This window comes from Streptomyces sp. NPDC058872, from assembly GCF_042743065.1.
Classification (GTDB): Bacteria; Actinomycetota; Actinomycetes; order Streptomycetales; family Streptomycetaceae; genus Streptomyces.
The window spans coordinates 60,255-85,916 of sequence record NZ_JBHYMK010000025.1 but is presented as its reverse complement, the minus strand read 5'-3'; the positions used below and the strand labels follow the sequence as shown (position 1 = coordinate 85,916).

The window sequence follows — 25,662 nt, the reverse complement described above, 5'->3', positions numbered from 1 at the left end:
GATCGGTGGACGGTCCGGTCAAGGAGGTGCCCCCGGTCGCGGCACCCGTCGTCGTGCCCGCGGCGACGCCCGCGGTGCACCCGGGCGGTCCGGATGGTCCGGAGGCCCCAGGGCGGGCGCGGTCCGCCGCAGGGACCCGGCTCGGGCCGGTCGCGCTCGTCGTCACCGGCGGACTCTCCGTGCAGTTCGGCTCCGCGGTCGCCGTCCTGCTCATGCCGCGCGCCGGCGCACTCGGGGTCGTCACCCTGCGGCTGGTGCTCGCCGCGGCCGTCCTGCTGATCGTCTGCCGGCCCAAGGTCCGGGGCTACGGTCGCGCCGACTGGGGGACGGTCCTCGCCTTCGGCACCGCCATGGCCGCCATGAACATCCTCTTCTACCAGGCCGCCGACCGGATCCCGCTGGGCGCCGCCGTGACCCTGGAGGTCCTCGGCCCGCTCATCCTCTCGGTCGTCGCCTCCCGCCGACTGGTCAACCTCCTCTGGGCCGGCCTCGCCCTCGGCGGCGTCGTCCTCCTCGGCGGCGGCGGCTTCGACCGCCTCGACCCGCTCGGTGCGGCGTTCGCCCTCGCCGCGGGCGCCATGTGGGCCGCGTACATCGTCTTCAGCGCCCGCACCGGCCGTCGCTTCCCCCAGGCCGACGGGCTGGCCCTGGCCATGGCGTTCGGTGCCGTCCTCAGCCTCCCGCTGGGCATCGCGGAAGCGGGCGACAAGCTCCTGGTGCCGTCGACGGTCGGCCTGGGCCTGGCGGTCGCGCTGATGTCCTCCGTCCTTCCCTACACCCTGGAGCTCCTCGCCCTCCGCCGTCTGCCCGCGCCCACCTTCGCGGTCCTGATGAGCCTGGAACCCGCCATCGCCGCGGTGGCCGGTTTCCTCGTCCTCGGCCAGTTCCTGTCCGGCACGGACGCCCTCGCCATCGCCCTCGTCATCGGTGCGAGCATGGGCGCGGTCCGCACCCGGTCGCGGGGCGCCGACGGCCCCTAGACTCCGCGCATGATCGCCGAACTGCAGTGCGTCGTCCTGGACTGTGCCGCCCCCCGCGAACTCGCCGGCTTCTACCGCTCGGTGCTCGGCGGGGACGTGGACCGCCCCGATCCCCGCTGGTCCCTCCACGCGGACTGGTCCACCCTGCACACCCCCGGGGGGCTCGTCCTCTGCTTCCAGCGCGTCGCCGACCACCGTCCGCCGACCTGGCCGGACCCCGAGCGTCCCCAGCAGTTCCACCTCGACTTCGGCGTCGCCGACCTGGACGCCGCCCACGAGCAGGTCCTCGCACACGGCGCGACGCTGCTCGACGACGCGGCAGGACACTGGCGGGTCTACGCGGACCCGGCCGGCCACCCGTTCTGCCTCGTCGGGCACTGACCCCACCGGTCCTGAGCGGCCGGGCGACGAGGAACCGCACGGCCCCTCCGCTGCCGTGCGGGTCCTCGCCACCCGGGTGTCGATGGGCGACGGTCTGCGCGCCGGCTCCCACCACCGCACCCCCCAGGGTTCCGTTGCCCCGCACCCCGGTCGGCGGCCGAAGAGTGGCCGGGGGAGGAGGGCGTGCCTACGTTCGTCGCATGGGTACCGAGGGCGCGACCGGGTCGCGGAGGACGGCGGCGGTGGAGGACGTCGCGCACCTCCTGGTGCGCTGTCTGCGGGCCGAGGGCGTGGAGTACGTCTTCGGGATCCCGGGTGAGGAGAACATCCGCTTCGTCGACGCGCTGAACGACTCCGGCATCCGGTACGTCCTGGTGCGCCACGAACAGGCCGCCTCGTTCATGGCGGAGATCTACGGACGGCTGACCGGCCGCGCCGGAGTGTGTTCGGCGACGCTGGGGCCCGGCGCGATCAACCTTCTCCTCGGCGCCGCGGACGCCATGACCAACAGCGCGCCGTTGGTGGCCCTGGCCGCCCAGGGTTCCCTGCGCCGCGTCCACAAGGAGTCGCACCAGGTCATCGACCTGGTGTCGATGTTCGCTCCCGTCACCCGGTGGTCGGCCCGCATCGAGTGTCCGGACGCGGTGCCGGAGATGACGCGCAAGGCGTTCAAGACCGCTCAGAGCGAGCGTCCCGGGGCCGTGTTCCTGGCGGTGCCGGAGGACATCGAAGCGGAGGCCCCCGCCGAGCCCCTGGGCCCCTTGCAGATCGACGCGGTGCACGCCGATGCGCCCTCCCCCTCGCAGATCGCCCGGGCGGCCGAGGTGCTCGCCGCGGCCCGGAACCCCCTCGTGCTGGCCGGCCATGGCGCCGCGAGGGCCGGGGCCTCAGCCGCTCTGCTGCGGTTCGCCGAGCGGCTGGACATCCCGGTCGCGACCACCTTCCACGGCAAGGGCGTCTTCCCCGACGACCATCCCAACGCCCTCGGTGCGGTCGGCTTCATGCGCCACGACTACGGCAACTTCGGCTTCGACGCGGCCGACGTGCTGCTCTGCGTCGGCTACGAGGTCCAGGAGTTCGACCCCGTCAAGATCAACCCGAACGGCGACAAGCGCATCGTGCACGTGCACCGCTTCCCCGCCGAGGTGGACGCCCACTACCCGGTCGCGGTCGGCGTCGAAGGCGACCCCGCGCAGGCCCTGGACGCACTCGCGGCAGCACTCCCCGACGGCCTCGCCCACGACGCGTCGTCGAGCACCACGAAGATCCGTGCGCTGCTCGACGAAGAGCTCCGCTACGGACGTGACAACGAGGCTTTCCCCCTGGTGCCGCAGCGCGTGGTGGCGGACGTCCGCGCGGCGCTGGACCGCCAGGACATCGTGCTCGCCGACACCGGCGCCGGGAAGATGTGGATGTCCCGCCTCTACCCGACCTACGAGCCGAACACCTGCCTGGTCTCCAACGGACTGTCCACCATGGGATTCGCCTTGCCGGGCGCCATCGCCGCCAAACTGGCCCGGCCGGACCGGCGCGTCCTGGCCGTGATGGGCGACGGCTCCTTCCTGATGAACTCCCAGGAACTGGAGACCGCCGTCCGCGAACGCGTCCCCCTGGTCGTCCTCGTCCTCGTGGACGAGGAATACGGCCTGATCACCTGGAAGATGGAACTCGAACTCGGCCGCCACAGCCACACCCGGTTCACCAACCCGGACCTGGTCGCCTACGCCGAGAGCTTCGGCGCACGCGGCTACCGGGTCGAGTCCGCCGATGACCTCCTGCCGCTCCTGCGCCGCGCCGTCGACGACGACGGCGTGTCCGTGATCGCCTGCCCCGTCGACTACTCCGAGAACCTGCGCCTGACCGACCGGCTCGGCACCCTCAGCGGCCCGTTCTGACCCGCCGTCAAGGGAGCGGACGACGGCCCGGACGGCCCGGTCCGTGCGACGGCCAAGGCGGCACGGGAACTGCTGACCCGGGGCGGGGCGGGGCGGGGCGATCGTGGCACGGACGGTCGGACCGGGGCCGCCCGGGCGGTGGCGGGGGAGCGGCGACCCGGTCCCCGCCCCAGCTATACACTCTGCGTATAGTTCGGCGGCATGGCACCGAACGCACCCACGCCGCTCGCCCCCCGCTTCCTGAAGGCGCTGGTCGTCTCCGCGCTGGGGGTCGCCGCGTCCCACCTGGTCCTCTCCGACACCCTCTTCCTTTCGCTCAGCGGGCAGGCCGCCGCCGCGCTCGGCGAGGGGCCCGGCTACTCGACCGACCAGGTCTTCACCACGGCGCTCGTCAACGCCTTCCTGGTCATGCCGGCCGTCCTCTGGATCGGGATGCTCATCGCGGGGGAGCGCCGGGTGGGGCCCATGGTGCTGGCGGGGTCGGTCGCATGGATCGCCGCCGTGGGGAACGGCATCGACCTGATCGACGACGTTCCCGGCGCCCTGCTCCCGCTGCACTCCCTCGCCCTCGTCGTCGGGGTGACCGCCCTGTTCTCCCCCGTGCGGAGGCGGGGCGCTTCCTGAGGACGCCCGCATCCGGGCGAGGGGCGTGCGGGGTGCCCCGTCCGGCGGTCCGGAGCCTCCCCGGGGGCGGGCGGGCCCCTTCCAAAACTAAAGCAAGCACGCTTGATTGTTTCTTGTCCCGCTGGCATGCTCCTCCGCGAAGGCCCGTGACCGCCCGTCCCCCGAGGGGAGCGCACCGTGTCCGACCCCGTCGTCGTCCTCGACGACCTGCGCGACGAGAGCGAAGAACTCGACGTCCTCGTCGCAGCGTTGACCGAGGAGCAATGGGGGACGCCGACCCCCGCGCCCCGCTGGACGATCGCCCACCAGATCGCCCACCTCGCCTGGACCGACCGGGCCGCCCTGCTCGCCGCCACCGACGCCGCCGGCTTCGCCGCGGAGACCGAGAAGGCCCTCGCCGCGCCCGACCGCTTCGTCGACGAGGGCGCGGAAGAAGGCGCGGAGCTACCGCCCGCCGAGCTCCTCGCCCGCTGGCGCACCGGTCGCGAGCGCCTCCAGGAGGCCCTGCGCGCGGTCCCGCCCGGAGGCAGGTTCCCCTGGTACGGGCCGCCGATGAGCGCCCCCGCCATGGCCACCGCCCGACTGATGGAGACCTGGGCGCACGGCCGGGACGTCGCCGACGCGCTGGGGGTCGTGCGCCCGCCCACCGCCCGCCTCCGGCACGTCGCCTGGATCGGCCACCGGGCCCGCGACTACGCCTTCCTGGTGCGGGGCCTGCCGGCGCCCACCGAGCCCTTCCGCGTCGAACTCGCCGCCCCCGACGGCTCCTCGTGGACGTACGGCCCCGAGGACGCCGCCCAGCGGGTCACCGGCCCCGCCCTCGACTTCTGCCTCCTCGTCACCCAGCGGGTCCACCGGGATGACACCGCCCTCGTCGCCGCGGGCGAGGACGCCGAGCAGTGGCTGGCCATCGCCCAGGCCTTCGCCGGCCCGGCGGGTTCCGGCCGCGCGCCCGAGGGGGCCCGGGAGTGATCCGCATCGGCAACGCCTCGGGCTTCTACGGCGACCGCTTCGACGCCGTCCGCGAGATGCTCACCGACGGCGGGCCCGAGGGCGCGCTCGACGTCCTCACCGGTGACTACCTCGCCGAACTGACCATGCTCATCCTCGGACGGGACCAGCTCAAGGACCCCGCGGCCGGGTACGCGAAGACCTTCCTGCGCCAGATGGAGGAGTGCCTCGGCCTCGCCCACGAACGGGGAGTGCGGATCGTCACCAACGCGGGCGGCCTCAACCCCGCCGGGCTCGCCGACGCCCTGCGCGCCCTCGCCGCCGAGCTCGGCCTGCCGACCCGGATCGCCCACGTGGAGGGGGACCGGCTGCCCGCCCGGGACGGCGCCCTCACCGCCAACGCCTACCTCGGCGGCGCCGGCATCGCCGCCTGTCTCGCCGCCGGCGCCGACGTCGTCGTCACCGGCCGGGTCACCGATGCCGCCCTCGTCACCGGACCCGCCCAGTGGCACTTCGGCTGGGGCCCCGAGGCGTACGACGAACTGGCCGGCGCGGTCGTCGCCGGGCACGTCCTGGAGTGCGGCACCCAGGCCACCGGCGGCAACTACGCCTTCTTCCGCGGCCGTGACGTGCGCCGCCCCGGTTTCCCGATCGCCGAACTCCACGCGGACGGCAGCGCGGTCATCACCAAGCACCCCGGCACCGGCGGCTTCGTCGACACCGGCACGGTCACCGCCCAACTGCTCTACGAGACGGCCGGCGCCCGCTATCCCGGCCCCGACGTGACCGCCCGGCTCGACACCGTGCGGCTCGACCAGGAGGGCCCCGACCGGGTCAGGATCACGGGGGTGCGGGGGGAGGCACCGCCCCCGACGCTCAAGGCGGGGCTCAGCAGGCTCGGCGGCTTCCGCAACGAGGTCGTCTTCGTCCTCACCGGCCTCGACGTCGAGGCCAAGGCCGCCCTCGTCCGGCAGCAGGTCCACGAGGCCCTGGACAAGAACCCGCCCGCCGGGATCCGTTGGGAGCTGGCCCGCACCGACCACCCCGACGCCGCCACCGAGGAGGCCGCGAGCGCCCTGCTGCGGCTGGTCGTCCGCGATCCCGACCCCGAGAAGGTCGGCCGTGCCCTCACCGGCGCCGCCGTCGAACTGGCCCTCGCGAGCTACCCCGGTTTCCACGTCACCGCCCCGCCCGGGAAGGGCGCTCCCTACGGGGTCTTCGAGACGGCGTACGTTCCCGCCGAGGACGTCCCGCACACCGCCGTGCTCCCCGACGGGACCCGTCGGAAGGTCCCGGTCCCCCCGAGGACCCGCGAGCTGGAGCCCGTGCCCGAGCCGGACCTTCCTCCGCCGCTCCCCGAAGGCCCCACCCGGAGGGTGCCGTTGGGCCTGGTCGCGGGGGCCCGCAGCGGCGACAAGGGCGGCGACGCCAACGTCGGCGTCTGGGCCCGCACCGACGAGGAGTGGCGCTGGCTCGCCCACGCCCTCACCGTGGAGCGCTTCCGCGCCCTGCTGCCCGAGACGGCCGGACTCGCCGTCACCCGACACGTCCTCACCCACCTGAGGGCGCTCAACTTCACCGTCGTCGGGATCCTCGGCGAGGGCGTCGCCTCCCGGGCCCGCTTCGACCCCCAGGCCAAGGCGCTGGGCGAGTGGCTCCGCTCCCGCCACGCAGACGTACCGGTCTCCCTCCTGGAGGAACAGCTGTGACCGTCCTCGCCTCCGCCCTCGACACCGGCGGACCCGACTACCGGGCCCATCGGGCCGCCATGCTCGACAAGCTCACCGCCCTCGACGCCGAGCACGCCAAGGCCCTCGCCGGCGGCGGCGAGAAGTACACGACCCGTCACCGGGGGCGCGGCAAACTCCTGGCCCGCGAGCGGATCGAACTGCTCGTCGACCCCGACAGCCCGTTCCTGGAGCTGTCGCCGCTCGCCGCCTGGGGCAGCGACTACACCGTGGGCGCCTCACTGGTCACCGGCATCGGCGTCGTCGAGGGCGTGGAGTGCCTCATCACCGCCAACGACCCCACCGTCCGCGGTGGCGCCTCCAACCCGTGGACCCTGAAGAAGGCGCTGCGGGCCAATGAGATCGCCTTCGCCAACCGGCTGCCCGTCGTCTCGCTCGTCGAGTCCGGCGGCGCCGACCTGCCCTCCCAGAAGGAGATCTTCATCCCGGGCGGGGCCCTCTTCCGCGACCTCACCCGACTCTCCGCCGCGGGCATCCCGACCGTCGCCGTGGTCTTCGGGAACTCGACGGCCGGCGGCGCGTACGTCCCCGGCATGTCCGACCACGCGGTGATGATCAAGGAGCGGTCGAAGGTCTTCCTCGGCGGCCCGCCGCTGGTGAAGATGGCGACGGGGGAGGAGAGCGACGACGAGTCCCTGGGCGGCGCCGAGATGCACGCCCGCACCTCCGGCCTCGCCGACCACTACGCCGTCGACGAGGCGGACGCGATCCGTCAGGCCCGCCGGATCGTCGCCCGCCTCAACCACCGCAAGGCGCACCCCGACCCGGCGCCCGCCGAGCCCCCGAAGTACGACCCGGAGGAGCTGCTCGGAATCGTCCCCGGTGACCTCAAGACCCCCTTCGACCCGCGCGAGGTGATCGCACGGCTCGTCGACGGCTCGGACTTCGACGAGTTCAAACCGCTGTACGGGACCAGCCTGGCGACCGGCTGGGCACGCCTGCACGGCTACCCGGTCGGCGTGATCGCCAATGCGCAGGGCGTGCTCTTCTCCGCCGAGTCGCAGAAGGCCGCCCAGTTCATCCAGCTCGCCAACCAGCGGGACGTCCCGCTGCTCTTCCTCCACAACACCACCGGCTACATGGTCGGCAGGGAGTACGAGCAGGGCGGCATCATCAAGCACGGCGCCATGATGATCAACGCGGTGTCGAACTCCCGCGTGCCCCACCTGAGCGTCCTCATGGGCGCCTCGTACGGTGCCGGCCACTACGGCATGTGCGGCAGGGCCTACGACCCCCGCTTCCTCTTCGCCTGGCCGAGCGCCAAGTCCGCGGTGATGGGCCCCCAGCAGCTCGCCGGCGTGCTCTCCCTCGTCGCGCGGGCCTCCGCGGCCGCGAAGGGACAGCCGTACGACGACGAGGCGGACGCCGGGCTGCGGGCGCTCGTCGAGGCGCAGATCGAGTCCGAGTCGCTGCCGACGTTCCTGTCCGGCCGGCTCTACGACGACGGGGTCATCGACCCCCGCGACACCCGCACGGTCCTCGGACTGTGCCTGTCCGCGATCCACACGGCACCGGTCGAGGGCGCGCGCGGCGGCTTCGGCGTCTTCCGAATGTGAGGCATCACGTGATCAGGACCGTTCTCGTGGCGAACCGGGGCGAGATCGCCTGCCGGATCTTCCGCACCTGCCGCGAACTGGGCGTCTCCACCGTCGCCGTGTACGCGGACGCGGACGCCGGCGCCCTGCACGTCCGGGAGGCCGACGCGGCGGTACGGCTACCGGGGGCCGCGCCCTCGGAGACGTACCTGCGCGGCGACCTGGTGGTGCGGGCGGCGCTCGCGGCGGGTGCCGACGCCGTCCACCCCGGATACGGCTTCCTCTCCGAGAACGCCGACTTCGCACGGGCCGTGACCGACGCCGGACTGACCTGGATCGGCCCGCCGCCGGCGGCGATCGAGGCGATGGCGTCGAAGACCCGCGCGAAGGAACTCCTCGGGATCGCCCCGCTCGATGAGGTCACCGAGGCCGACCTGCCCGTCCTCGTCAAGGCGGCGGCGGGCGGCGGCGGCCGGGGCATGCGGATCGTCCGGGAGACGGCCGCGCTCCCGGAGGAGCTGAGGGCGGCCTCGGCCGAGGCGGCGAGCGCCTTCGGGGACGGCGAGGTGTTCGTCGAGCCGTACCTGGAGAACGGGCGCCACGTCGAGGTCCAGCTCCTCTGCGACGCCCACGGCACCGTCTGGGCGCTCGGCACCCGCGACTGCTCCCTCCAACGGCGCCACCAGAAGGTCGTCGAGGAGGCCCCCGCGCCCGGACTGCCCGCCGCGCTGGAGGCGTCCCTCCTGGACACCGCCGTCCGCGCCGCCAAGGCCGTCGGCTACGTCGGTGCGGGCACCGTCGAGTTCCTGGTCGCGGACGGCCGGGCGCACTTCCTGGAGATGAACACCCGCCTCCAGGTCGAGCACCCGGTCACCGAGGAGGTCTACGGGGTCGACCTCGTCGCCCTCCAACTGGCCGTCGCCGAGGGCCGGGCGCTGCCGCCCGAACCCCCGGCCCCGCGCGGACACGCGGTCGAGGCCCGCCTCTACGCCGAGGACCCGGCCCGCTCCTGGGCCCCGCAGACCGGAGTGCTGCACCGCTTCGAGGTCCCCGGGGGCGTGCGCGTCGACACCGGGTACGCCTCCGGGGACGCCATCGGCGTCCACTACGACCCGATGCTCGCCAAGCTGATCGTCCACGCCCCGACCCGGGAGGAGGCCCTTCGCAAGCTCGCCCACGCCCTGGAACGGGCCGTGCTGCACGGTCCCGTCACCAACCGGGACCTGCTCGTCGCCTCGCTCCGGCACCCCGAGTACGCCCGCACGGAAGGGCTCGACACCGGCTTCTACGAACGGAACCTCCCCGCACTGACCGTCCCGCCGGAGGGCGCCCGGTACGCGGCCGTCGCCGCCGCCCTCGCCGGGGCCACGTCCCGCGCCGGCCGCTTCGGCGGGGGATGGCGCAACGTCCGCTCCCAGGAGGAGACGAGGACGTACGACGGGCACGAGGTCCGCTACCGGCCGACCCGGGACGGCGGCCACGAGGTCACCTCCCCGGAGGGCGTGCGGGTCGTGTCGGCCGCCCCCACCCGGGTGAGCCTCGAAGTCGCCGGGGTCGTCAGGCACTTCGACGTCGCCGCCTACGAGGACGGGGGCACCGTCCACGCGGGCGCCCACCGCCTCACCCCGCGCCCCCGCTTCACCGACCCCACCGACCTCCAGGAACCCGGCTCCCTGCTCGCCCCCATGCCCGGCACCGTCGTCAGGGTCGCGGACGGCCTCGCCGTCGGAGACCCGGTCACCGCCGGACAACCGCTCCTCTGGCTGGAGGCCATGAAGATGGAGCACCGCGTCATCGCCCCCGCCTCCGGCACGCTCACCGCGCTCCACGCCGCCCCCGGCCGTCAGGTCGAGGTCGGAGCCCTGCTCGCCGTCGTACAGGAACACGCCCCGTCCGAAGCACAGGAGGAAGACCCCGCATGAGCAGCCTCATCGATTCCCCCGAACACACCGCGCTCCGCGCCGCCGTCTCCGCGCTCGGCCACCGCCACGGCCCCGGCTTCGACCGGGCCGCGCTCTGGGCCGAGGCCGGAAAGCTCGGCTACCTGGGCGTCAACCTGCCCGAGGAGTACGGCGGCGGGGGCGGCGGCATGGCCGAACTGTCGATCGTCCTGGAGGAGGCGGGCGCGGCCGGCGCGCCGCTGCTGATGATGGTCGTCTCGCCCGCGATCTGCGGCACGGTCATCGCCCGCTTCGGCACCGAGGAGCAGAAGCGCGCATGGCTGCCGGGCCTCGCCGACGGGTCGCGCACGATGGCCTTCGGGATCACGGAGCCCGATGCGGGCTCCAACTCGCACCGCATCACCACCACGGCCACCCGCACCGAGGACGGCTGGGTCCTCAACGGCCGGAAGGTCTTCGTCTCGGGCGTCGACATCGCGGACGCCACCCTCATCGTGGGCCGCACCTCCGACGCCCGCACGGGCACGCTCAAGCCCTGCCTCTTCATCGTGCCGCGTGACGCACCCGGCTTCGGACGCCGCCACATCGAGATGGAACTCGACGCCGACGAGAAGCAGTTCGAGCTGGTCCTCGACGACGTGCAGCTGCCGGCCGACGCCCTCGTCGGCGACGAGGACGCGGGCCTGCTCCAGCTCTTCGCGGGCCTCAACCCCGAGCGGATCATGACGGCTGCCTTCGCGATCGGCATGGGCCGCCACGCCCTCGCGCGGGCGGTCGCCTACGCGAAGGAGCGCCAGGTCTGGAAGGCGCCGATCGGTGCCCACCAGGCCATCGCGCACCCGCTCGCCCAGGCGCACATCGAACTCGAACTGGCCCGGCTGATGATGGCGAAGGCCGCCCACCTCTATGACGCGGGCGATGACGCGGCAGCCGGCGAGGCCGCCAACATGGCCAAGTACGCGGCTGCCGAAGCCTGTGTGAAGGCCGTGGACCAGGCCGTCCACACCCTCGGCGGCAACGGCCTCACCCGCGAGTTCGGCCTCGCCCGGCTGATCACGGCGGCCCGGGTGTCCCGGATCGCCCCGGTCAGCCGGGAGATGATCCTGAACTACGTGTCGCACCAGACCCTCGGCCTGCCCAAGTCGTACTGACCCGGCCCGCTTCCCGGGCCGGCGGCCCGATCGGGACCGGCCGCGGGTACGCACGGAGGGGTACCCGCGGCGGACGGCCCGGTCCTGACCGCCGGCCGGGGCGGAGGGCCGGGACGGAAGGGCCGGGACCGGCACGCAGGGGTCCCGGACCGACACGGCCCGTGCGGCCCGCCGGTCCGTGCGGCTCCACGGGCACGTGCCGGTGCTCCCCACCCGGTCAGCGGCTCCCCGCCGGGTCAGCGGGGAGCAGCGGGCAACTCGCGCACCGCGCGGGCGTCACGGCGTCGGCGCGGGAACGCCGCCAGGTAGCAGCCGATGCTGAACAGCAGGATGGACAGGCTGATGCCCAGCCCCACCAGGGCCAGCGGGCCCAGGTCCGAGAGGGTCCGCATCACGCCCATGTCGCCGTCCCCGAGGTGTAGGAGCGCCACAGGGAGGTGCCCATCCAGTAGGTGCGGATCAGCTGGAAGACCAGCTCGGGCAGGAGCAGCGCGCAGGTCACCATGGCCTTCCAGCCCAGTGGTCGGACGCGGAGCGCCGAGAACAGCGACCAGGTGAGGAGGATGAGCAGCCAGAGCGGATCCCCGGCGGCCCCGCCGTTCTCCACGGACTGGACCACCCAGACCCCGATCCAGCCGAGGCTGTAGGTGAAGCCGAGCAGCCCCAGCACGTACTGCACGATGGAGAGCCGGGTGTGCCGGGTCCATCCGCGCTGCCGCATGATGTCGAGCGTGCCGCGCACCCAGCGCTCGCGCTGCTTCACCAGGTCGCCGAGGCGGGGCATCAGGTCGGTGTAGGCCACGCAGTACTCGTTGGCGGTGACCCGCCAGCCCGCCTCCTTCAGGGCGAGCGTCGTCTCGTAGTCCTCGACGAGGTTGCCGCTGTGCTGCCAGAAGACTTCGTCCCGTGCGTCGATGAGGTCCTGGAGGGCGGCGGTCCGGTAGAAGGAGCCGGCGCCGGCCATGGTGTGGACGCCCCTGCGGGCACGGGTGTGGGCGTACCGGCCGTACTCGATGATCTGCATGCCGGTCAGATAGCGCTGCCAGGTGGTGCGCCACAGCCCGCTCCTGCCGTAGCAGGTGGCGCTCACCCCGCCGAGGGTCGGGTCGGAGCCCAGGACGTGGCGGGCGCGGGCGATGAAGTCGGGGTGGAGGCTGGTGTCGGCGTCCATGACGAGGACGTGCCGTGCGGTGTCGCTGAGCCTGCCGGACTCCCGGGAGAGCTGGTCGAGCGCGTGGTTGAGGGCGCCGGCCTTCTTGTGCGGGTTGTGGGGCAGGTTCAGCACGCGGGTCGGTGGGGAGTCGGGGCGTGCGGCGAAGTCCAGGGCCGTCCGCTCGGTGCCGTCGGTCGAGTTGTTGACGACGACGACGATGAGGTCGGGGGCGCGGGTCTGGGCCGCCAAGGACTCCAGGGAGCTGAGGATCTCGGCCTCTTCGTTGCGGGCCGGGATCACCACGACGGTGTCGTGGAGGGGCTCGCGGGGGGCGGGGTCGGGTTCGGGGGCGTGGGTGGGGCTGGTCAGTAAGGCTGATCTCGCCATGAGGTTGTCCAGTTGGTCGTGGATCGAAAGGTCCAGCACACGACGCTGTGCACCTGGTTCTCCGGGCAGTTCTCATGATCACACACCGGGGTTGCTTGGTACGGACCTGCCCCGGTATGCGGGCGACTGTGTAAGGGAGAATTCTTTTGCCGTCAACTTCCTTGATGTGCGGTTAAGTTGAAGGGCGGGGAGCGGGGGGTTCCGGTCACTCCGTTCGGCGTCCGATTCACGGGGAGACCGTCAGGTGCTGGCCGTCATCGTGTTCGTGGCCACGGGCGACTGTGTCCGGGGGCAACTCCTCCGGGCTTCGGCGCGTCCGGACGCCGCCGTCTGCACCGCCGCCACGAGCGCAAAGCCGAACGCCTCCGGCGTTCGCCAGCATCGCCGCCGCCCTGATTCGTCACCGCAGGCCGGTAGCCTGACCGGCGAGGCCTCCCGGCTGGGATGATCCTGCCGCGAAGACGACACGCACCAGCGAGGAACGCCATGACCGACCACCTGGCCGCCGCCATGGCGATGCTCGGCCCGGCCCAGAACCGCTATGCGGACCCCGCCGCCTGGGACCGGCTCCACGCCGAACTCGGGATCCGCCTGCCGCCCGACTACCGGGCGCTCGTGGACGCGTACGCTCCCGTCCAGCTCAACCACCACCTGTACCTGCTCCACCCCGCGACCGAACGCTGGAACCTGGGCAAGGACATGCGGGACACGGTCCGCGCCTGGTCCGAGGTGTCCTGGGAGGATCTCGACCCGGACGAGGACCCCCGCCTGCTGTTCGGGCTCACGGAACTGCGCTTCGGCACCCGCTGCGGACCATGGCCGATCGCCATCACCGACCGGGGCGAGACGGTCTTCCTCGTTGCTGCGGAGAGCACGACCCCTTGGCTCCTGACCGAAGACGGCGAAGGCGGCTGGGCACGGTACGACATGAGCTTCGCCGAATGGCTCTGTCGCTACCTCGCTGGGGAAGACATGGCCGGCCCCAACACCTCCACCTTCTATCCCGGTCCGGTAGGACTGTGCCGACTTCCGATGACCGCCGACGAACGACCGGAGCCGTGGAACGGACCGGACCGCGGCATGTGACCCTGCCCGCCACGGACAGCCGCAGCTCCCCACGGAGTTGCCCGGAGAACCAAACGGGGCGCGCTTTATAGCGCGGCGACGTGTGATGGCCGCCGCGGCCTCGGGAAGGGTTGTGGCCTCGTCTCCCGTTCGATGGGGTCGGGTGGTCGATCGCCTACGGCCGTACCGGGGTGGCCCGCTCCCACAGCTCTTCGGCGTGTTCGGCGAAGCGGTCGAACATTCCTCCTTCCGTGTGGCGTCGGAGGTGCAGCAGCGGTGAATCGTGGCCGACCAGCCGGGCGAGGTGCGGTGTCACGAGGGCCTCCTCGTCGAACCGGAACACGCTCAAGCCGACGTGGTTCACGGCGTCTTCGGCAGCGCTGAACCGGGCCTCGACGCCCTTGACCGGTCCGAGTCGTTCCAGCTCGTCGAGCGTGATCCGGATGCGTGTGGACACCAACAGGGGGACGCCTTCGATCGTCTCGCGCTGCCGGGTCACCTCGCCCGCGGGGTCGCCGAGTAGGAACCGCACGCGGCAGCCGGACTCCGCCTTGCGTCGGACGAGACCGGCGAACGCGGGAACGTGCGTCCAGAGGAAGTAGTTCGTGTACCCGGCGAGGAGCAGCTCGCGCTCGGCGCCGTCTGCAAGGTCGGCCCACACGGTCGAGGGGCACGCCGACCGATACGGGTAGGTGCGGAGGATCTCGCGGTCTCCGCCGAGCTTCACGCGGTCTTGCACGGCCTTCGGCCAGATCATGTCCTCATCCACTCCCAGTGCCCGCGCACACTCCGCTCGGTTCTGGCGGTGCGGCGTGAGCGTCGCGTCCGAGAGCCATCGTTCCACCTGCTTCGGAGATACCCCCACCCGGTACGCCAACTCGCGTGGGGACAACCCCGTGCCGCGCAGCGCATCCCGTAATGCAGTGTTCACCGTCAACCCCCATCGTGTGGACTTTTGGGCCTTTTGGAGGCTAGCGAGAGACGTCTCAACCGTCCTTGTTTCGGGGGCAGATACGTCCTGACGGGGATGTCAAGGTGGGGGAGTTCCGATCCCGCGAGGAAGAGGTGCCAGCATGTTTCCGCTGCCCCCCGTGATGCCGCTCAGGTCTCAGGACGAAAGGGAGGAGCAATCCCGCACCCTCGTCGACGAAAACGCCCCGGACGCGCTTCCGGAGCCCGTCGACCGGAAGTCGACATGAGGTACCGGGAGGGCGACATCGTCGTCGACGGCACCCGAGCCCTAGTGGGTCGGGTGCGGGCGGTCGGCGGGCCCCTCCTCACTCTCGCGCGACCGACAGGAGTCGAGTGGACGGCGAACGCGGCAGACTGCTGGACGGCGAGCGCGGCGGAGCGGCAGAGCATCACCCCTCGCGGAGCCGTGCTGGTCATCAGTGCCGCGCCGTTCGGTTCCTTCCCCATGTCGCCGTCTTCTTGATCGCGGTCGCCGTGGGCGCGTACGGCGCTGCCCTGTGGCTCCGCGCCCCGTAGGAGGCCGTCCCGCCGATGCGGATCCCCGTGGTCGGCGGGGCGGCGTTCCGCCCCTCCTGTCACTCGGTCGGGCCCGGAGGTGACGAGGCCGGCCCGCCCCGGGAGGAGGGGGCGTCGGTCACCCCGTTCGGCGTCCGATCCAAATCATGCATGCGTGCTTGATTGTTCTTCGGGGTACTGACAGGGTCTCCCCAAGTTCCGCCCGCAGCAGCGGTTCCGGCGATCACCTTCCACCTCTCCCGGAGGTCACGCATGGTGTTCCACAGCCCGTACGAGCCCGTTCCCGCCGTCTCCCTCCCCATCCACGACGCCGTCCTCGGCCGCGCCGCCGAACGCGGTGACGCACCCGCCCTGATCGACGGGGTCGGAGGGCTCGCCCTCAGCTACGGGCAGGTCGACGCGTTCCACCGGTCGATCGCCGCCGGGCTCGCCGGGGCCGGCGTGCGCAAGGGCGACGTGCTGGCCCTGCACAGCCCCAACACCGTCCTGTTCCCCGTGGCCTTCTACGCCGCCACGCGGGCGGGCGCCTCCGTCACGACCGTGCACCCGCTGGCGACGCCGGAGGAGTTCGCGAAACAGCTCCGGGACTCCTCCGCGCGCTGGATCGTCACCGTCTCGCCGTTGCTCGCCGCCGCCCGCGCCGCCGCCGAACTCGCGGGCGGGATCGAGGAGGTCTTCGTCTGCGACCGGACGGAGGAGGAGGGCGTCCGCTCGCTGCAGGACCTCCTCGCCGACACCGGTCCCGTCCCCGAGGTCGACATCGACCCCGACCGGGACGTGGCCGCCCTGCCGTACTCCTCCGGCACCACCGGCGTCCCCAAGGGCGTCATGCTCACCCACACCTCGATCGCCACCAACCTCGCCCAACTCGACCCGGTCATGCCCATGCGACCGGGCGACCGGATCCTGGCAGTGCTTCCCTTCTTCCACATCTACGGCCTCACCGCCCTGATGAACGCGCCCCTCCGGCAGGGCGCCACCGTGGTCGTCCTGCCCCGCTTCGAGCTCGACGCCTTCCTCGGCGCCATCCAGGAGCACCGCATCAACGGCCTGTACGTGGCGCCGCCGATCGTCCTCGCCCTCGCCAAGCACCCCGCCGTCGCCGACTACGACCTCTCCTCCCTGGAGTACCTCGTCAGCGCCGCCGCCCCCCTCGACGCCGACCTCGCCGAAGCCTGCTCGGCCCGGCTCGGCCTGCCGCCCGTCCGCCAGGCGTACGGCATGACCGAGCTCTCCCCGGCCACCCACGTCACCCCGCTCGACGCCGCGAACCCCCCACCCGGAACGGTCGGCAGGCTGCTGCCCTCCACCGAGCTGCGGATCCTCTCCCTCGACGACCCGGCCAAGGACGCCGCCCCCGGCGAGGAGGGGGAGGTCGCCATCCGGGGCCCCCAGGTCATGAAGGGCTACCTCGGCCGCCCCGACGCCACCGCGGCCATGATCGACGCCGAGGGCTGGGTGCACACCGGCGACGTCGGCCGCGTCGACCAGGACGGCTGGCTCCACGTCGTCGACCGGGTGAAGGAACTCATCAAGTACAAGGGCTTCCAGGTCGCCCCCGCCGAACTCGAAGCACACCTCCTCGCCCACCCGGGCGTCGCCGACGCCGCCGTCATCGGCGTCACCACCGAGGACGGCACCGAGATCCCCAAGGCCTTCGTCGTCCGCCAGCCCGCCGCGCCCGACCTCACCGCCGAGGAGGTCATCGCGCACGTCGCCGCGCGGGTCTCCCCGTACAAGAAGGTCCGCAGCGTGGAGTTCATCGACGCCGTCCCCCGGGCGGCATCCGGAAAGATCCTCCGAAGGGAACTGAGGGACCGCGCATGACCCTGGTCGACGTCACCGAGGAGCGGGGCATCACCACGCTCGCCCTGAACTCCCCGGCCACCCGCAACGCCCTCTCCGCCCCGCTCGTCGGCGAGCTCGCCGACGCGCTCACCGCCTGCGGCAAGGACCCGGCGGTCCGGGCGGTCGTGCTCACCCACACCGGCTCCACGTTCAGCGCGGGCGCCGACCTGAAGGCGCCCCCCAGCCCCTACGCCTTCGTCGACCTGCTCCGCCAGGTCGTCGAGCTGCCGAAACCGGTCGTCGCCCACGTCACCGCCGGCAGCCACACCCGGGCCGGTGGCCTCGGCCTGCTCGGCGCCGCCGACGTCGTCCTCGCCGGCGAGGGGGCGGACTTCGCCCTCACCGAGGTGCGGATCGGGGTCGCGCCCGCCGTCGTCTCCCTCACCCTGCTCCCCCGGCTGGAACCGCGTGCGGTTGCCCGGTACTACCTGACGGGCGAGCGGTTCGGCGTTCCGGAGGCCGTCGCCATGGGGCTGGTGACCGCCCCCGACGGGGAGCTCGACGCCGTGCTCGACGCGCTGCGCGCCGCGTCCCCGCAGGGCCTGCGGGAGGCGAAACGGCTGCTCACCGCTAGAGTCCTGGAGACCTTCGAACGCGACGCGGAGGACCTGGTGCAGAGATCGGCCACGCTCTTCGCCTCCGCCGAGGCGCGCGAGGGGATGACGGCCTTCCTCGAACGACGGGACCCCGCATGGCGGCTCTGACCGCACCCCAGCCGGACCGGAACCCCCCGCAGGACGGGAACCCCAAACCGGACCGGAACCCCAAACAGGACCGGAGCCGCGCCACCCGGCAGCGGCTCCTGGAGGCCGCCGTGTCCTGCCTGGCCGAGCGCGGCTGGGCGGGCTCCACGGTGGCCGTCGTCGCCGAACGCGCCGGCGTCTCCCGCGGCGCGGCCCAGCACCACTTCCCGACCCGCGAGGACCTCTTCACCGCCGCCGTCGAGTACGTCGCGGAAGAGCGCTCGCAGGCCCTGCGGGCGGTCCGCACGGAGGATCGCGAACAAGCCGTCGTCGCCCTCGTCGACCTCTATACCGGCCCCCTCTTCCGGGCCGCGCTCCACCTCTGGGTCGCCGCCTCGGGCGAGGAGCAGCTCCGCGAGCGGGTCACGGAGCTGGAGGCCCGCGTCGGGCGCGAGTCCCACCGCATCGCCGTCGAGGTCCTGGGCGCCGACGAGTCCCGCCCCGGCGTCCGCGAGACCGTCCAGGGGCTCCTGGACATGGCCCGGGGCCTGGGCCTCGCCACCCTCCTCACGGACGACCGCGCCCGCCGGGAACGGGTGGTGTCCCAGTGGGCGCGGCTCGTGAACGGGGCGCTGGTCTGACGGCCGGACCGGATCAGACCCCCGGGATCTCCCGCGCCCGGAAGGCGTCCCGGACCGCGTCCGCGGCGGCCGTGCCGTACATCTCCTGCGCGGTGGCGACGGTCGTCAGGGCCGCGTCCTCGAAGCTGGTGTCGGCGGCGAAGTCGAACTGGGCGTTCACGATGATCCGGTCGGCCGTGCGGGCGCCGAGCGCGTTCCGGATGTCGAAGAGGGCGCGGGACCAGATCTCGCCGTCGGCGTGGACCTCGCCCTCCAGGTCCGCGTAGGTCTTGGTGCCGTCGATCCGGCGCAGGCAGTGCGGGGCCGCGCTGTAACCGGTGGCGTCCCAGTCGGCGACGCAGGCCTGGTCGGCCTTCATCGGCCAGCCGTACTTCGTGACCGCGTTCGTGCCGACGGACACGGCCAGGTAGTCGCCGAAGGCCTCGCCGATCGAACCGGCCTCCAGCGAGCTGCCGAAGCCGGTCACCTGCGCGTTGTGCACCGCGTGGCCGTACTCGTGGAGGATCACCTCGGCGTCCTCGGCGTCGTCCACGCCGCCCTTGCCGAAGCGGATCTCGTCCTTCTTGTCGGTGAAGAAGGAGTTGTCGGCACCCCACTGGTTGAGACGGACCGGCTGCACCCGGTCGTTCGCCCCGGGCAGCTCGGTGCCGAAGCCGAGGCCCTGGAGGTACTCCTGCGCCTCGTTGACCCAGAAGTACGCCATGACCTGCTCGAACTGGTCGTCGGAGCGGTCGTACGTGGCCGCGTCGGCGACCTTCGCGGGCTTGCCGGTCTCGGAGCGGATGGCGACCCACCTGCCGGACAGGCCGCCGCTGGCGTCGAGGTTCCGGAGCGTCGCGAGGGCGTACGCGGAGGCGGGCACGTCGCTCGCGGCGTCCTTGTGGTCGGTGAGGGACTGGTCGCCCGAGGACTGGACCGGGTTCACCATGAAGATGCGGGCCTGCGGCGCGGCGGTGGCGGCGGAGGCCCCCGCGGACGGGAGCAGCGCCGCGGTGGCGGCGGCCACCGTGACGGCGGCTGCGGCGGCCAGTCCGCGAGAGGTGCGGCGGGTCATGGACATCCTCCTGCGATGGGGTGCTGCGACGGGAAGCTTGGCGTGTACCGAACACGCAGTGGCGGCGATCTTTGCGCAAGCCCACCGTTTTGAACAGGGTTTGAGTCATCGGGGGCCGGGACGTGACGCTTGCCACAGTCCCTTCGCCCCGGTCGCAGTACGCTGACTCCATGCCCCTGCTCGTACGCCGTCGCCACGTGGACTACGTCCGCGTCACGAGCATGGGCTGTCGCCGCTCCGCTTGACCCCCGGGCACCACTCCACGCCCCTGCGGGTCCCTCGTCCGAGCCCCAGCCGACCGGCACCCGTGGCCCCCGCCCCACCCCTGGCGGCCCGCCCCGGGCACCCGTAACACCCCGCGGATGCACCCATGACGAACCGTTCGTACCCGTCCCAGCTCCCCATCGTCGACCTCTCGGCAGCCGACCGCGGCCCCCAGGCCCGGAAGCTCCTCCACGCCCAGCTCCACTCGGCCGCCCACGACGTCGGCTTCTTCCAGCTCATCGGGCACGGCGTCAGCGCCGCCGAGACGCAGGCGCTCACCTCCGCCATGCACGCCTTCTTCGCCCTGCCCGAGGCGGACCGGCTCGCCCTCGACAACATCAACTCACCGCACTTCCGCGGCTACACGCGCATCGGCGACGAGCGCACCGGCGGCGCCCGCGACTGGCGCGACCAGCTCGACATCGGCGCCGAGCGGCCCGCGCACCACCCCGCCCCCTGGGAAGCCCCGTACTGGTGGCTCGAAGGCCCCAACCAGTGGCCCGCCGCCCTCCCCGAACTCCGCACCGCCGCGCTGCACTGGATCGACCGCCTCAGCGGCGTCGCCGAGCGCCTCCTGCACGAGCTGCTCGCTTCCATCGGCGCGCCCGCCGACTTCTACGACGACATCTTCGGCCCGCGCGCCCATCCGCACCTCAAGCTGGTGCGCTACCCGGGCAGCAGCGGCGAGGGCGACGACCAGGGCGTCGGCGCGCACAAGGACTACGGCTTCCTCACCCTGCTGCTGCAGGACCAGGTCGGCGGCCTCCAGGTGCAGCGCGAGGACGGTGACTTCCACGACGTGCCGCCGCTGCCGGGCGCCTTCGTGGTCAACCTCGGCGAGCTCTTGGAAGTCGCCACCGACGGTTACCTGGTCGCCACGAACCACCGGGTGGTGTCCCCGCCCGGGGCCACCGAGCGCTTCTCCGTGCCGTTCTTCTACAACCCGCGGCTCGACGCCCGGATCGCGCCGCTGGCCTTCCCCTTCGCGGACCGTGCCCCCGGCGTCACGGCGGACCCGGCGAACCCGCTGTTCGCCGAGTACGGCCGCAACGAACTGAAGGGCAAGCTCCGTGCCCACCCGCTGACCACGGCCCGCCACCACGCCGACCTGCTCCTGCGGCAGGAGCGGCCGGCGCAACTGGTCTAGGACGGGCCCCGAAAGCGGCTCCGTCCGCCCGGCGGGCGCCGCGGTCCGGGCCGGCGCCTCCGGCCGGTGGTCAGCCGACGATGTCGGAGTAGCCCTCGATCTCCCGCGGGTCCCGCTGGCCGGGGCCCGTGTAGCGGGCCGAGGGGCGGACCAGGCGGCCGGTGCGCTTCTGCTCCAGGATGTGCGCCGACCAGCCGGCCGTGCGGGCACAGCTGAACATCGACGTGAACATGTGCGCCGGGACCTCGGCGAAGTCCAGCACGATCGCCGCCCAGAACTCCACGTTCGTCGCCAGGACGCGGTCCGGGCGGCGGTTGTGCAGCTCCTCCAGGGCGGCCTTCTCCAGGGCCTCGGCCACCTCGAAGCGCGGGGCGGCCAGCTCCTTGGCGGTGCGGCGGAGCACCCGGGCGCGGGGGTCCTCGGCGCGGTAGACGCGGTGTCCGAAGCCCATCAGGCGCTCGCCCTTGTCGAGGGCCTGCTTCACGTACGCGGTGGCGTCGCCGGTCCGCTCGATCTCCTCGATCATGCCGAGGACGCGGGAGGGCGCTCCGCCGTGCAGCGGTCCGGACATCGCGCCCACGGCGCCGCTCAGCGCCGCCGCCACGTCCGCACCGGTCGAGGCGATGACCCGTGCGGTGAACGTGGACGCGTTCATGCCGTGCTCGGCGGCGGAGGTCCAGTACGCGTCGACGGCCTTGACGTGCTTCGGGTCGGGCTCGCCGCGCCACCGGATCATGAACCGCTCGACGACCGACTGGGCCTTGTCGATCTCGCTCTGCGGCACCATCGGCAGGCCCTGGCCGCGTGCGGACTGGGCGACGTACGAGAGGGCCATGACGGCCGCGCGGGCGAGGTCGTCACGGGCCTGCTCGGCCGAGATGTCCAGGAGCGGTTTGAGGCCCCACACGGGAGCGAGCATCGCGAGGGCGGACTGCACGTCGACCCTGATGTCACCGGAGTGCACGGGGATCGGGAAGGGCTCGGCGGGCGGCAGACCGGGGTTGAAGGCACCGTCGACGAGCAGACCCCAGACGTTGCCGAACGAGACGTGGCCGACGAGGTCCTCGATGTCGACGCCGCGGTAGCGGAGGGCGCCGCCCTCCTTGTCGGGTTCGGCGATCTCCGTCTCGAACGCGACGACTCCCTCAAGCCCGGGTACGAAGTCGGACATCAGGCGGCTCCTCTATCGATGATCGATCAAATTGCTTGATCGATGGTGGGGAATCAACAGTCATCCAGCCCACGAGTCTGTACGGTTCCGATGATGCGGGGAAGCGTGACATCCGGCACACTGCGCCGATCCGGCGAGGGAGGATTAGCGCCCTGCGGTGGCGGGCACACTGGGCCGCTGCGGCAGGATGGCCCTGTGACCGACGCCCTGGATCCCGCCGCCATGCGCGAGCAGTACCGCACCACGGAGCTGTCCGCGGCCGACCTCTCGCCCGAACCGATCGGACAGTTCGCCCGCTGGTTCAAGGAGACCGCCGCGAATCCGGCGATCCACGAACCGAACGCGATGATCGTCTCGACGGCGACCCCCGAGGGCCGCCCCTCCTCCCGCACGGTCCTCCTGAAGCACTACGACGAGGCCGGCTTCGTCTTCTTCACCAACTACGAGTCCCGCAAGGGCAGGGAACTGGCGGCCAACCCGCACGCCGCGCTGCTCTTCCCCTGGCATCCGCTGGCCCGGCAGGTCATCGTCACCGGCCGTGCCGAGCACGTCGGCCGCGACGAGACGGTCGCCTACTTCCGGACCCGCCCGCACGGCTCCCAACTCGGCGCCTGGGCGAGCCCGCAGTCCTCGGTCATCGCCTCCCGCGCGGAGCTCCTGCGCCGCTACGAGGAACTGGCCGCCCGCTATCCCGAGTCCGAGCAGGTCCCGGTCCCCCCGGCGTGGGGCGGCATCCGGGTCGTCCCCGAGGCGGTCGAGTTCTGGCAGGGCCACGAGAACCGCCTCCACGACCGCCTCCGCTACGTCCGGGAGGAAGGCGGGGGCTGGCGGGTGGAGCGCCTGGCCCCCTGAGCGGCCCCGCCGCGACCCGTCGCGGCCGTGGTCTTCGCGCGCTCCCGCCCCCGGGTCCCGGGGGCGGGAGCGCCCGGCCCGGAACGCGGACGACCCGTGAGTCTTGGCACCGTCCGCCTAGGTTCGGACGGAGCCTGCCGGCCGGACTGCCGGCGACTCACGGGTCGGGTGACTGCGTTGGTGTTCGGCAGAAGGCCTGCCGAGGTGCACAGAGTGCGACTGGCAGGCCTTAGCCCGCAGTCACCTCACGAGTCCGAAAAGAAACCATTTTTTCGGATCACCTCCTTTCGCGTGTACCCACACCCTAAGGAGCGTCCGCACGCACCTCAACCCTTTTATGCGAGCCGTCCCGGACGACGCCCCCGGGCCGCTCGGGGACCCGGGGCGGCGACTTCGCGGAACAGGGGTGTGCCCTGCGTCACGTTCTAGTTGAATGGTCGCAGCATGGGGGGTGTCTGGATGAGTGCTTTCACGGGGGCCACGAGCGACGCCGTCTCCGTCCCGGGAGCGGGTGCCGATCTCCTGGCCGCGCTGCTCGACGGCATGGACGCCGCGCTCTGCGCGTTCGACGCCGACGGAACGGTCACGCACTGGAACCGGGAGGCCGAGCGGATCCTCGGCTGGTCCGCCGGAGAGGCGGTCGGAAGACACGGCTTCGAGGGGTGGGCGGCCCGGAGCGCCGACGCCGAGGAGACCCTGAAGCGGCTGATGGGCACCATGAAGGGCCCGGGTCGGCAGATCCACGAGTTCGTGCTGCTGCACAAGGACGGCGGACGGGTCCTCGTGCGCAGCCAGTCGGCCGGGGTGCGCGGCACGGACGGCAGTCCCGCCGGGGTGTACTGCGCCTTCAGCGAGGTCCACGTCCAGCTCGACCTGGAGCGTTCGGTGGCGCTCAGCGAGGCCCTCTTCGACGACGCCTCCTGGGGCGTCGTCCTCGTCGACGCCGATCTGCGGCCGGCCGTCGTCAACGGTCATGCGGCCCGCGCCTTCGGGACCGGGCGCACCACCCTGCTCGGACGGCCGCTCGGCGACGTCGTCGTGCACGGCCTCGAAGAACTGGAAGGGGCCCTCCAGCACGTCCTGGCCGAGGGCACGCCGCCCGGTCCCGCCGAGGTGTGGGTGACGCTCCGGATCAACGCGGAGGAGCGCCGCCGCTGCTGGCGGAGCGGCTTCCTGCGCTTGTCGTCCCCGATGGCCGAGGTGCCGGTGCCGCTGGGAGTGGCCTGGCTGTTCCAGGACGTGACGGAGGAGCGGCTCGCGGCGAGGGAAGCCGACCGGCTGCGGTTCCGCTGGAGCCAGCTGCACCGGGCGGGGGCGGCGGCGGCGGAGTGCGAGGACCCGGCGGAGGCGACCGCGGTCCTGCTCGACTTCGCCCTGGCCGGGTTCGCCGACCACGCCCTGATCGACCGGCCGGCCGGGGAGCGGCGGCTCACCCGGGCCCTGGCCACGCCGGCGGCCACCGCCCCGGGCCCGGCCTCGCCGGTCGTCGGCGGTGGCATACCGCTGCGGTACGGGCCGCGGCACCCGGCGCTCCAGGCCTGGGACCGGGAGGGGACGGTCCGGGCGACCGCCGGCCGGACCGCCGAGGTGTGGGCGGAGGCCCACCAGTGGCCCGGGGACGCGGCGCACGCCCTGTGCGTGGTGCTGCGCTCCCGGGGGGAGACCCTGGGCGTCCTCACCTTCCTGCGCGCCGCGGGCCGCTCCCCCTTCGAGCGGGAGGACGTGGTGTACGCGGAGTCGGTGGCCTCGCGGGTGGCGCTGGTGCTGGACCTCGCCGGGGCGTCCTGACCGCCCCGCACCCCGGGACCGCGGGACGGTCCTCAGTGCCGGAAGAAGATCCGGTCGCCGTACTCGCTCATCACGCGCCCGTTCCACTCGTGTCCGCCGTCGACGTTGCCGGAGCGCAGCAGCGGCGGCTCGATGCCCAGGCGCACGAGTTCCTCGGCGGCGGCGGCCATCATCGCCTGCATGAGGGCGCTGGTGACGACGGTGGAGGCGGGGGCGAAGGGGGCCTCGATGCCCTCGTGGGTGAGCTCGGCGTCCCCGACGGCGATCTTCGAGTCGAGGACGATGTCGCAGTGGTCCTTCAGGTACGTCCCGGAGACGTGCCGCGACTTCGTCTCCGTCGCGTACGCCACCGACGTGACGCCGATGACGGTGAGGCCGAGCGCACGGGCGTTCATGGCCATCTCCACCGGAAGGGCGTTGCGCCCGGAGAGGGAGATGATGACCAGGACGTCGCCGGCCTTGGCGGGGGAGGAGTCGAGGACCGCTCCGGCGAGCCCGTCGACCCGCTCCAGGGCCGAGCCGAGGGTGGCGGGCATGACGTCGACGCCGACGGCGCCGGGGACGGCGAGCAGGTTCATCAGGGCGAGGCCGCCGGCCCGGTAGACGACGTCCTGGGCGGCGAGCGAGGAATGGCCCGCGCCGAAGGCGAAGAGCCGGTTGCCGTTCGCGACGGCTTGGGCGATCGCGGCTCCGGCGGCGGCGATCTCGGCGGAGTCCCCGTCCCGCACCTGCTGGAGCAGTCCGATGGCGGCGTCGAAGAACTGTCCGGCCAGCTTGCTCTCGCCCATCGCGGCGGCTCCTTCTCGTGGTGCTCTCGTGGTGTGCTCTGGTCGTTGCGCGTGCCGAGGTCGCCGATCACGGTGCGGTCTGGACCATTGCTCTGTCAATACCGCCTCGCCCTTATGCGGTCCGGTTGTCGGTCGGATGCGCAAGAATTGGGGCAGGGCTAGCGCAC

23 protein-coding genes are annotated in these 25,662 nt (G+C 72.8%); 17 read left to right on the top strand and 6 right to left on the bottom strand.

Going from position 1 to position 25,662, the window contains the following annotated elements; genetic code table 11:
* Positions 1 to 53 precede the first annotated feature (53 nt).
* The 9 genes from ACFW22_RS18290 to ACFW22_RS18250 all read left to right on the top strand — a co-directional run bounded on the left by ACFW22_RS18290 (position 54) and on the right by ACFW22_RS18250 (position 11,166).
* Complete coding sequence (locus ACFW22_RS18290; protein ID WP_386405269.1) at positions 54 to 980, top strand: DMT family transporter; 927 nt, start codon at positions 54 to 56, stop codon at positions 978 to 980.
* A 9-nt stretch (positions 981 to 989) separates the two neighbouring features.
* The gene (locus ACFW22_RS18285) at positions 990 to 1,361 is read left to right on the top strand and encodes a VOC family protein (RefSeq protein ID WP_386405218.1); all 372 of its coding nucleotides are present in this window, start codon (positions 990 to 992) and stop codon (positions 1,359 to 1,361) included.
* A 200-nt stretch (positions 1,362 to 1,561) separates the two neighbouring features.
* Positions 1,562 to 3,256 (top strand): acetolactate synthase large subunit, encoded by a 1,695-nt coding sequence (locus ACFW22_RS18280; protein WP_386405215.1) that lies wholly within the window; start codon positions 1,562 to 1,564, stop codon positions 3,254 to 3,256.
* Positions 3,257 to 3,457: 201 nt separating this feature from the next.
* The gene (locus tag ACFW22_RS18275) at positions 3,458 to 3,880 is read left to right on the top strand and encodes a hypothetical protein (protein WP_386405212.1); all 423 of its coding nucleotides are present in this window, start codon (positions 3,458 to 3,460) and stop codon (positions 3,878 to 3,880) included.
* 177 nt (positions 3,881 to 4,057) lie between these two features.
* Positions 4,058 to 4,852, top strand: coding sequence for a TIGR03084 family metal-binding protein (locus ACFW22_RS18270; protein WP_386405209.1), 795 nt, complete (start codon positions 4,058 to 4,060; stop codon positions 4,850 to 4,852).
* Entirely contained in the window at positions 4,849 to 6,540 is a 1,692-nt protein-coding gene (locus ACFW22_RS18265; RefSeq protein ID WP_386405206.1) for an acyclic terpene utilization AtuA family protein, read from the top strand. Before ACFW22_RS18270 ends, ACFW22_RS18265 begins: the two co-directional genes overlap by 4 nt.
* Positions 6,537 to 8,135, top strand: a complete 1,599-nt coding sequence (locus ACFW22_RS18260; protein ID WP_386405203.1) for an acyl-CoA carboxylase subunit beta — start codon at positions 6,537 to 6,539, stop codon at positions 8,133 to 8,135. The genes ACFW22_RS18265 and ACFW22_RS18260 overlap by 4 nt, the downstream gene beginning before the upstream one ends.
* A gap of 8 nt (positions 8,136 to 8,143) precedes the next feature.
* Positions 8,144 to 10,036, top strand: coding sequence for an acetyl/propionyl/methylcrotonyl-CoA carboxylase subunit alpha (locus ACFW22_RS18255; RefSeq protein ID WP_386405200.1), 1,893 nt, complete (start codon positions 8,144 to 8,146; stop codon positions 10,034 to 10,036).
* A complete protein-coding gene (locus tag ACFW22_RS18250) occupies positions 10,033 to 11,166 on the top strand; it encodes an acyl-CoA dehydrogenase family protein (protein WP_386405197.1) in 1,134 nt (377 codons plus the stop codon). The genes ACFW22_RS18255 and ACFW22_RS18250 overlap by 4 nt, the downstream gene beginning before the upstream one ends.
* A 236-nt stretch (positions 11,167 to 11,402) precedes the next feature.
* Here ACFW22_RS18250 and ACFW22_RS18245 read toward each other — a convergent pair whose 3' ends face one another.
* Together ACFW22_RS18245 and ACFW22_RS18240 are read right to left on the bottom strand one after the other, a co-directional pair.
* Complete coding sequence (locus ACFW22_RS18245) at positions 11,403 to 11,567, bottom strand: hypothetical protein (RefSeq protein WP_386405194.1); 165 nt, start codon at positions 11,565 to 11,567, stop codon at positions 11,403 to 11,405.
* Positions 11,558 to 12,745 carry a glycosyltransferase family 2 protein gene (locus ACFW22_RS18240; protein WP_386405191.1) on the bottom strand — a complete coding sequence of 396 codons (1,188 nt, stop codon included), beginning with the start codon at positions 12,743 to 12,745 and terminating at the stop codon, positions 11,558 to 11,560. The genes ACFW22_RS18245 and ACFW22_RS18240 overlap by 10 nt, the downstream gene beginning before the upstream one ends.
* 447 nt (positions 12,746 to 13,192) lie before the next feature.
* Between ACFW22_RS18240 and ACFW22_RS18235 the strand changes: the two genes are divergently transcribed.
* Positions 13,193 to 13,792: an SMI1/KNR4 family protein gene (locus ACFW22_RS18235; protein ID WP_386405188.1), complete on the top strand. Its 600-nt coding sequence runs from the start codon at positions 13,193 to 13,195 to the stop codon at positions 13,790 to 13,792.
* A 154-nt stretch (positions 13,793 to 13,946) separates the two neighbouring features.
* Here the strand turns inward: ACFW22_RS18235 and ACFW22_RS18230 are convergent, their stop codons facing one another.
* Entirely contained in the window at positions 13,947 to 14,528 is a 582-nt protein-coding gene (locus tag ACFW22_RS18230) for an XRE family transcriptional regulator (RefSeq protein WP_386405185.1), read from the bottom strand.
* A 438-nt stretch (positions 14,529 to 14,966) separates the two neighbouring features.
* Here ACFW22_RS18230 and ACFW22_RS18225 point away from each other — a divergent pair, with 438 nt between their 5' ends.
* From ACFW22_RS18225 to ACFW22_RS18210, 4 genes are all read left to right on the top strand, one after another.
* Positions 14,967 to 15,206 (top strand): hypothetical protein, encoded by a 240-nt coding sequence (locus ACFW22_RS18225; protein WP_386405182.1) that lies wholly within the window; start codon positions 14,967 to 14,969, stop codon positions 15,204 to 15,206.
* 305 nt (positions 15,207 to 15,511) lie between these two features.
* Positions 15,512 to 17,086, top strand: a complete 1,575-nt coding sequence (locus ACFW22_RS18220) for an AMP-binding protein (RefSeq protein WP_386405179.1) — start codon at positions 15,512 to 15,514, stop codon at positions 17,084 to 17,086.
* Positions 17,083 to 17,811, top strand: a complete 729-nt coding sequence (locus ACFW22_RS18215; protein ID WP_386405176.1) for an enoyl-CoA hydratase family protein — start codon at positions 17,083 to 17,085, stop codon at positions 17,809 to 17,811. Before ACFW22_RS18220 ends, ACFW22_RS18215 begins: the two co-directional genes overlap by 4 nt.
* Positions 17,799 to 18,431 (top strand): TetR/AcrR family transcriptional regulator, encoded by a 633-nt coding sequence (locus ACFW22_RS18210; RefSeq protein ID WP_386405173.1) that lies wholly within the window; start codon positions 17,799 to 17,801, stop codon positions 18,429 to 18,431. The genes ACFW22_RS18215 and ACFW22_RS18210 overlap by 13 nt, the downstream gene beginning before the upstream one ends.
* A gap of 13 nt (positions 18,432 to 18,444) precedes the next feature.
* Here the strand turns inward: ACFW22_RS18210 and ACFW22_RS18205 are convergent, their stop codons facing one another.
* Complete coding sequence (locus tag ACFW22_RS18205) at positions 18,445 to 19,485, bottom strand: M36 family metallopeptidase (RefSeq protein WP_386405170.1); 1,041 nt, start codon at positions 19,483 to 19,485, stop codon at positions 18,445 to 18,447.
* Positions 19,486 to 19,855: 370 nt separating this feature from the next.
* Here ACFW22_RS18205 and ACFW22_RS18200 point away from each other — a divergent pair, with 370 nt between their 5' ends.
* Complete coding sequence (locus ACFW22_RS18200; RefSeq protein ID WP_386405167.1) at positions 19,856 to 20,896, top strand: isopenicillin N synthase family dioxygenase; 1,041 nt, start codon at positions 19,856 to 19,858, stop codon at positions 20,894 to 20,896.
* A 70-nt stretch (positions 20,897 to 20,966) separates the two neighbouring features.
* On the opposite strand, the gene ACFW22_RS18195 is transcribed toward ACFW22_RS18200, so the two are convergent.
* Positions 20,967 to 22,067: a citrate synthase 2 gene (locus ACFW22_RS18195; protein ID WP_386405164.1), complete on the bottom strand. Its 1,101-nt coding sequence runs from the start codon at positions 22,065 to 22,067 to the stop codon at positions 20,967 to 20,969.
* Between the two features lie 222 nt (positions 22,068 to 22,289).
* Here ACFW22_RS18195 and pdxH point away from each other — a divergent pair, with 222 nt between their 5' ends.
* Entirely contained in the window at positions 22,290 to 22,919 is a 630-nt protein-coding gene (gene pdxH, locus ACFW22_RS18190; protein ID WP_386405266.1) for a pyridoxamine 5'-phosphate oxidase, read from the top strand.
* 459 nt (positions 22,920 to 23,378) lie between these two features.
* Positions 23,379 to 24,707, top strand: a complete 1,329-nt coding sequence (locus ACFW22_RS18185; protein WP_386405161.1) for a PAS domain-containing protein — start codon at positions 23,379 to 23,381, stop codon at positions 24,705 to 24,707.
* 32 nt (positions 24,708 to 24,739) lie between these two features.
* Here the strand turns inward: ACFW22_RS18185 and ACFW22_RS18180 are convergent, their stop codons facing one another.
* Positions 24,740 to 25,495: an SIS domain-containing protein gene (locus ACFW22_RS18180; protein ID WP_386405158.1), complete on the bottom strand. Its 756-nt coding sequence runs from the start codon at positions 25,493 to 25,495 to the stop codon at positions 24,740 to 24,742.
* Between the last annotated feature and the right edge of the window lie 167 nt (positions 25,496 to 25,662).

What these genes read in the sequence shown, in the direction of transcription:
- ACFW22_RS18180 (WP_386405158.1), bottom strand. Translation starts at nt 25,495, where the DNA reads ATGGGCGAGAGCAAGCTGGCCGGACAGTTCTTCGACGCCGCCATCGGA.
- ACFW22_RS18230 (WP_386405185.1), bottom strand. Translation starts at nt 14,528, where the DNA reads ATGATCTGGCCGAAGGCCGTGCAAGACCGCGTGAAGCTCGGCGGAGAC.
- ACFW22_RS18200 (WP_386405167.1), top strand. Translation starts at nt 19,856, where the DNA reads ATGACGAACCGTTCGTACCCGTCCCAGCTCCCCATCGTCGACCTCTCG.
- pdxH (WP_386405266.1), top strand. Translation starts at nt 22,290, where the DNA reads ATGCGCGAGCAGTACCGCACCACGGAGCTGTCCGCGGCCGACCTCTCG.
- ACFW22_RS18220 (WP_386405179.1), top strand. Translation starts at nt 15,512, where the DNA reads ATGGTGTTCCACAGCCCGTACGAGCCCGTTCCCGCCGTCTCCCTCCCC.
- ACFW22_RS18280 (WP_386405215.1), top strand. Translation starts at nt 1,562, where the DNA reads ATGGGTACCGAGGGCGCGACCGGGTCGCGGAGGACGGCGGCGGTGGAG.
- ACFW22_RS18225 (WP_386405182.1), top strand. Translation starts at nt 14,967, where the DNA reads ATGAGGTACCGGGAGGGCGACATCGTCGTCGACGGCACCCGAGCCCTA.
- ACFW22_RS18205 (WP_386405170.1), bottom strand. Translation starts at nt 19,485, where the DNA reads ATGACCCGCCGCACCTCTCGCGGACTGGCCGCCGCAGCCGCCGTCACG.
- ACFW22_RS18210 (WP_386405173.1), top strand. Translation starts at nt 17,799, where the DNA reads ATGGCGGCTCTGACCGCACCCCAGCCGGACCGGAACCCCCCGCAGGAC.
- ACFW22_RS18275 (WP_386405212.1), top strand. Translation starts at nt 3,458, where the DNA reads ATGGCACCGAACGCACCCACGCCGCTCGCCCCCCGCTTCCTGAAGGCG.
- ACFW22_RS18245 (WP_386405194.1), bottom strand. Translation starts at nt 11,567, where the DNA reads ATGGGCGTGATGCGGACCCTCTCGGACCTGGGCCCGCTGGCCCTGGTG.
- ACFW22_RS18285 (WP_386405218.1), top strand. Translation starts at nt 990, where the DNA reads ATGATCGCCGAACTGCAGTGCGTCGTCCTGGACTGTGCCGCCCCCCGC.
- ACFW22_RS18235 (WP_386405188.1), top strand. Translation starts at nt 13,193, where the DNA reads ATGACCGACCACCTGGCCGCCGCCATGGCGATGCTCGGCCCGGCCCAG.
- ACFW22_RS18185 (WP_386405161.1), top strand. Translation starts at nt 23,379, where the DNA reads ATGAGTGCTTTCACGGGGGCCACGAGCGACGCCGTCTCCGTCCCGGGA.
- ACFW22_RS18195 (WP_386405164.1), bottom strand. Translation starts at nt 22,067, where the DNA reads ATGTCCGACTTCGTACCCGGGCTTGAGGGAGTCGTCGCGTTCGAGACG.
- ACFW22_RS18250 (WP_386405197.1), top strand. Translation starts at nt 10,033, where the DNA reads ATGAGCAGCCTCATCGATTCCCCCGAACACACCGCGCTCCGCGCCGCC.
- ACFW22_RS18215 (WP_386405176.1), top strand. Translation starts at nt 17,083, where the DNA reads ATGACCCTGGTCGACGTCACCGAGGAGCGGGGCATCACCACGCTCGCC.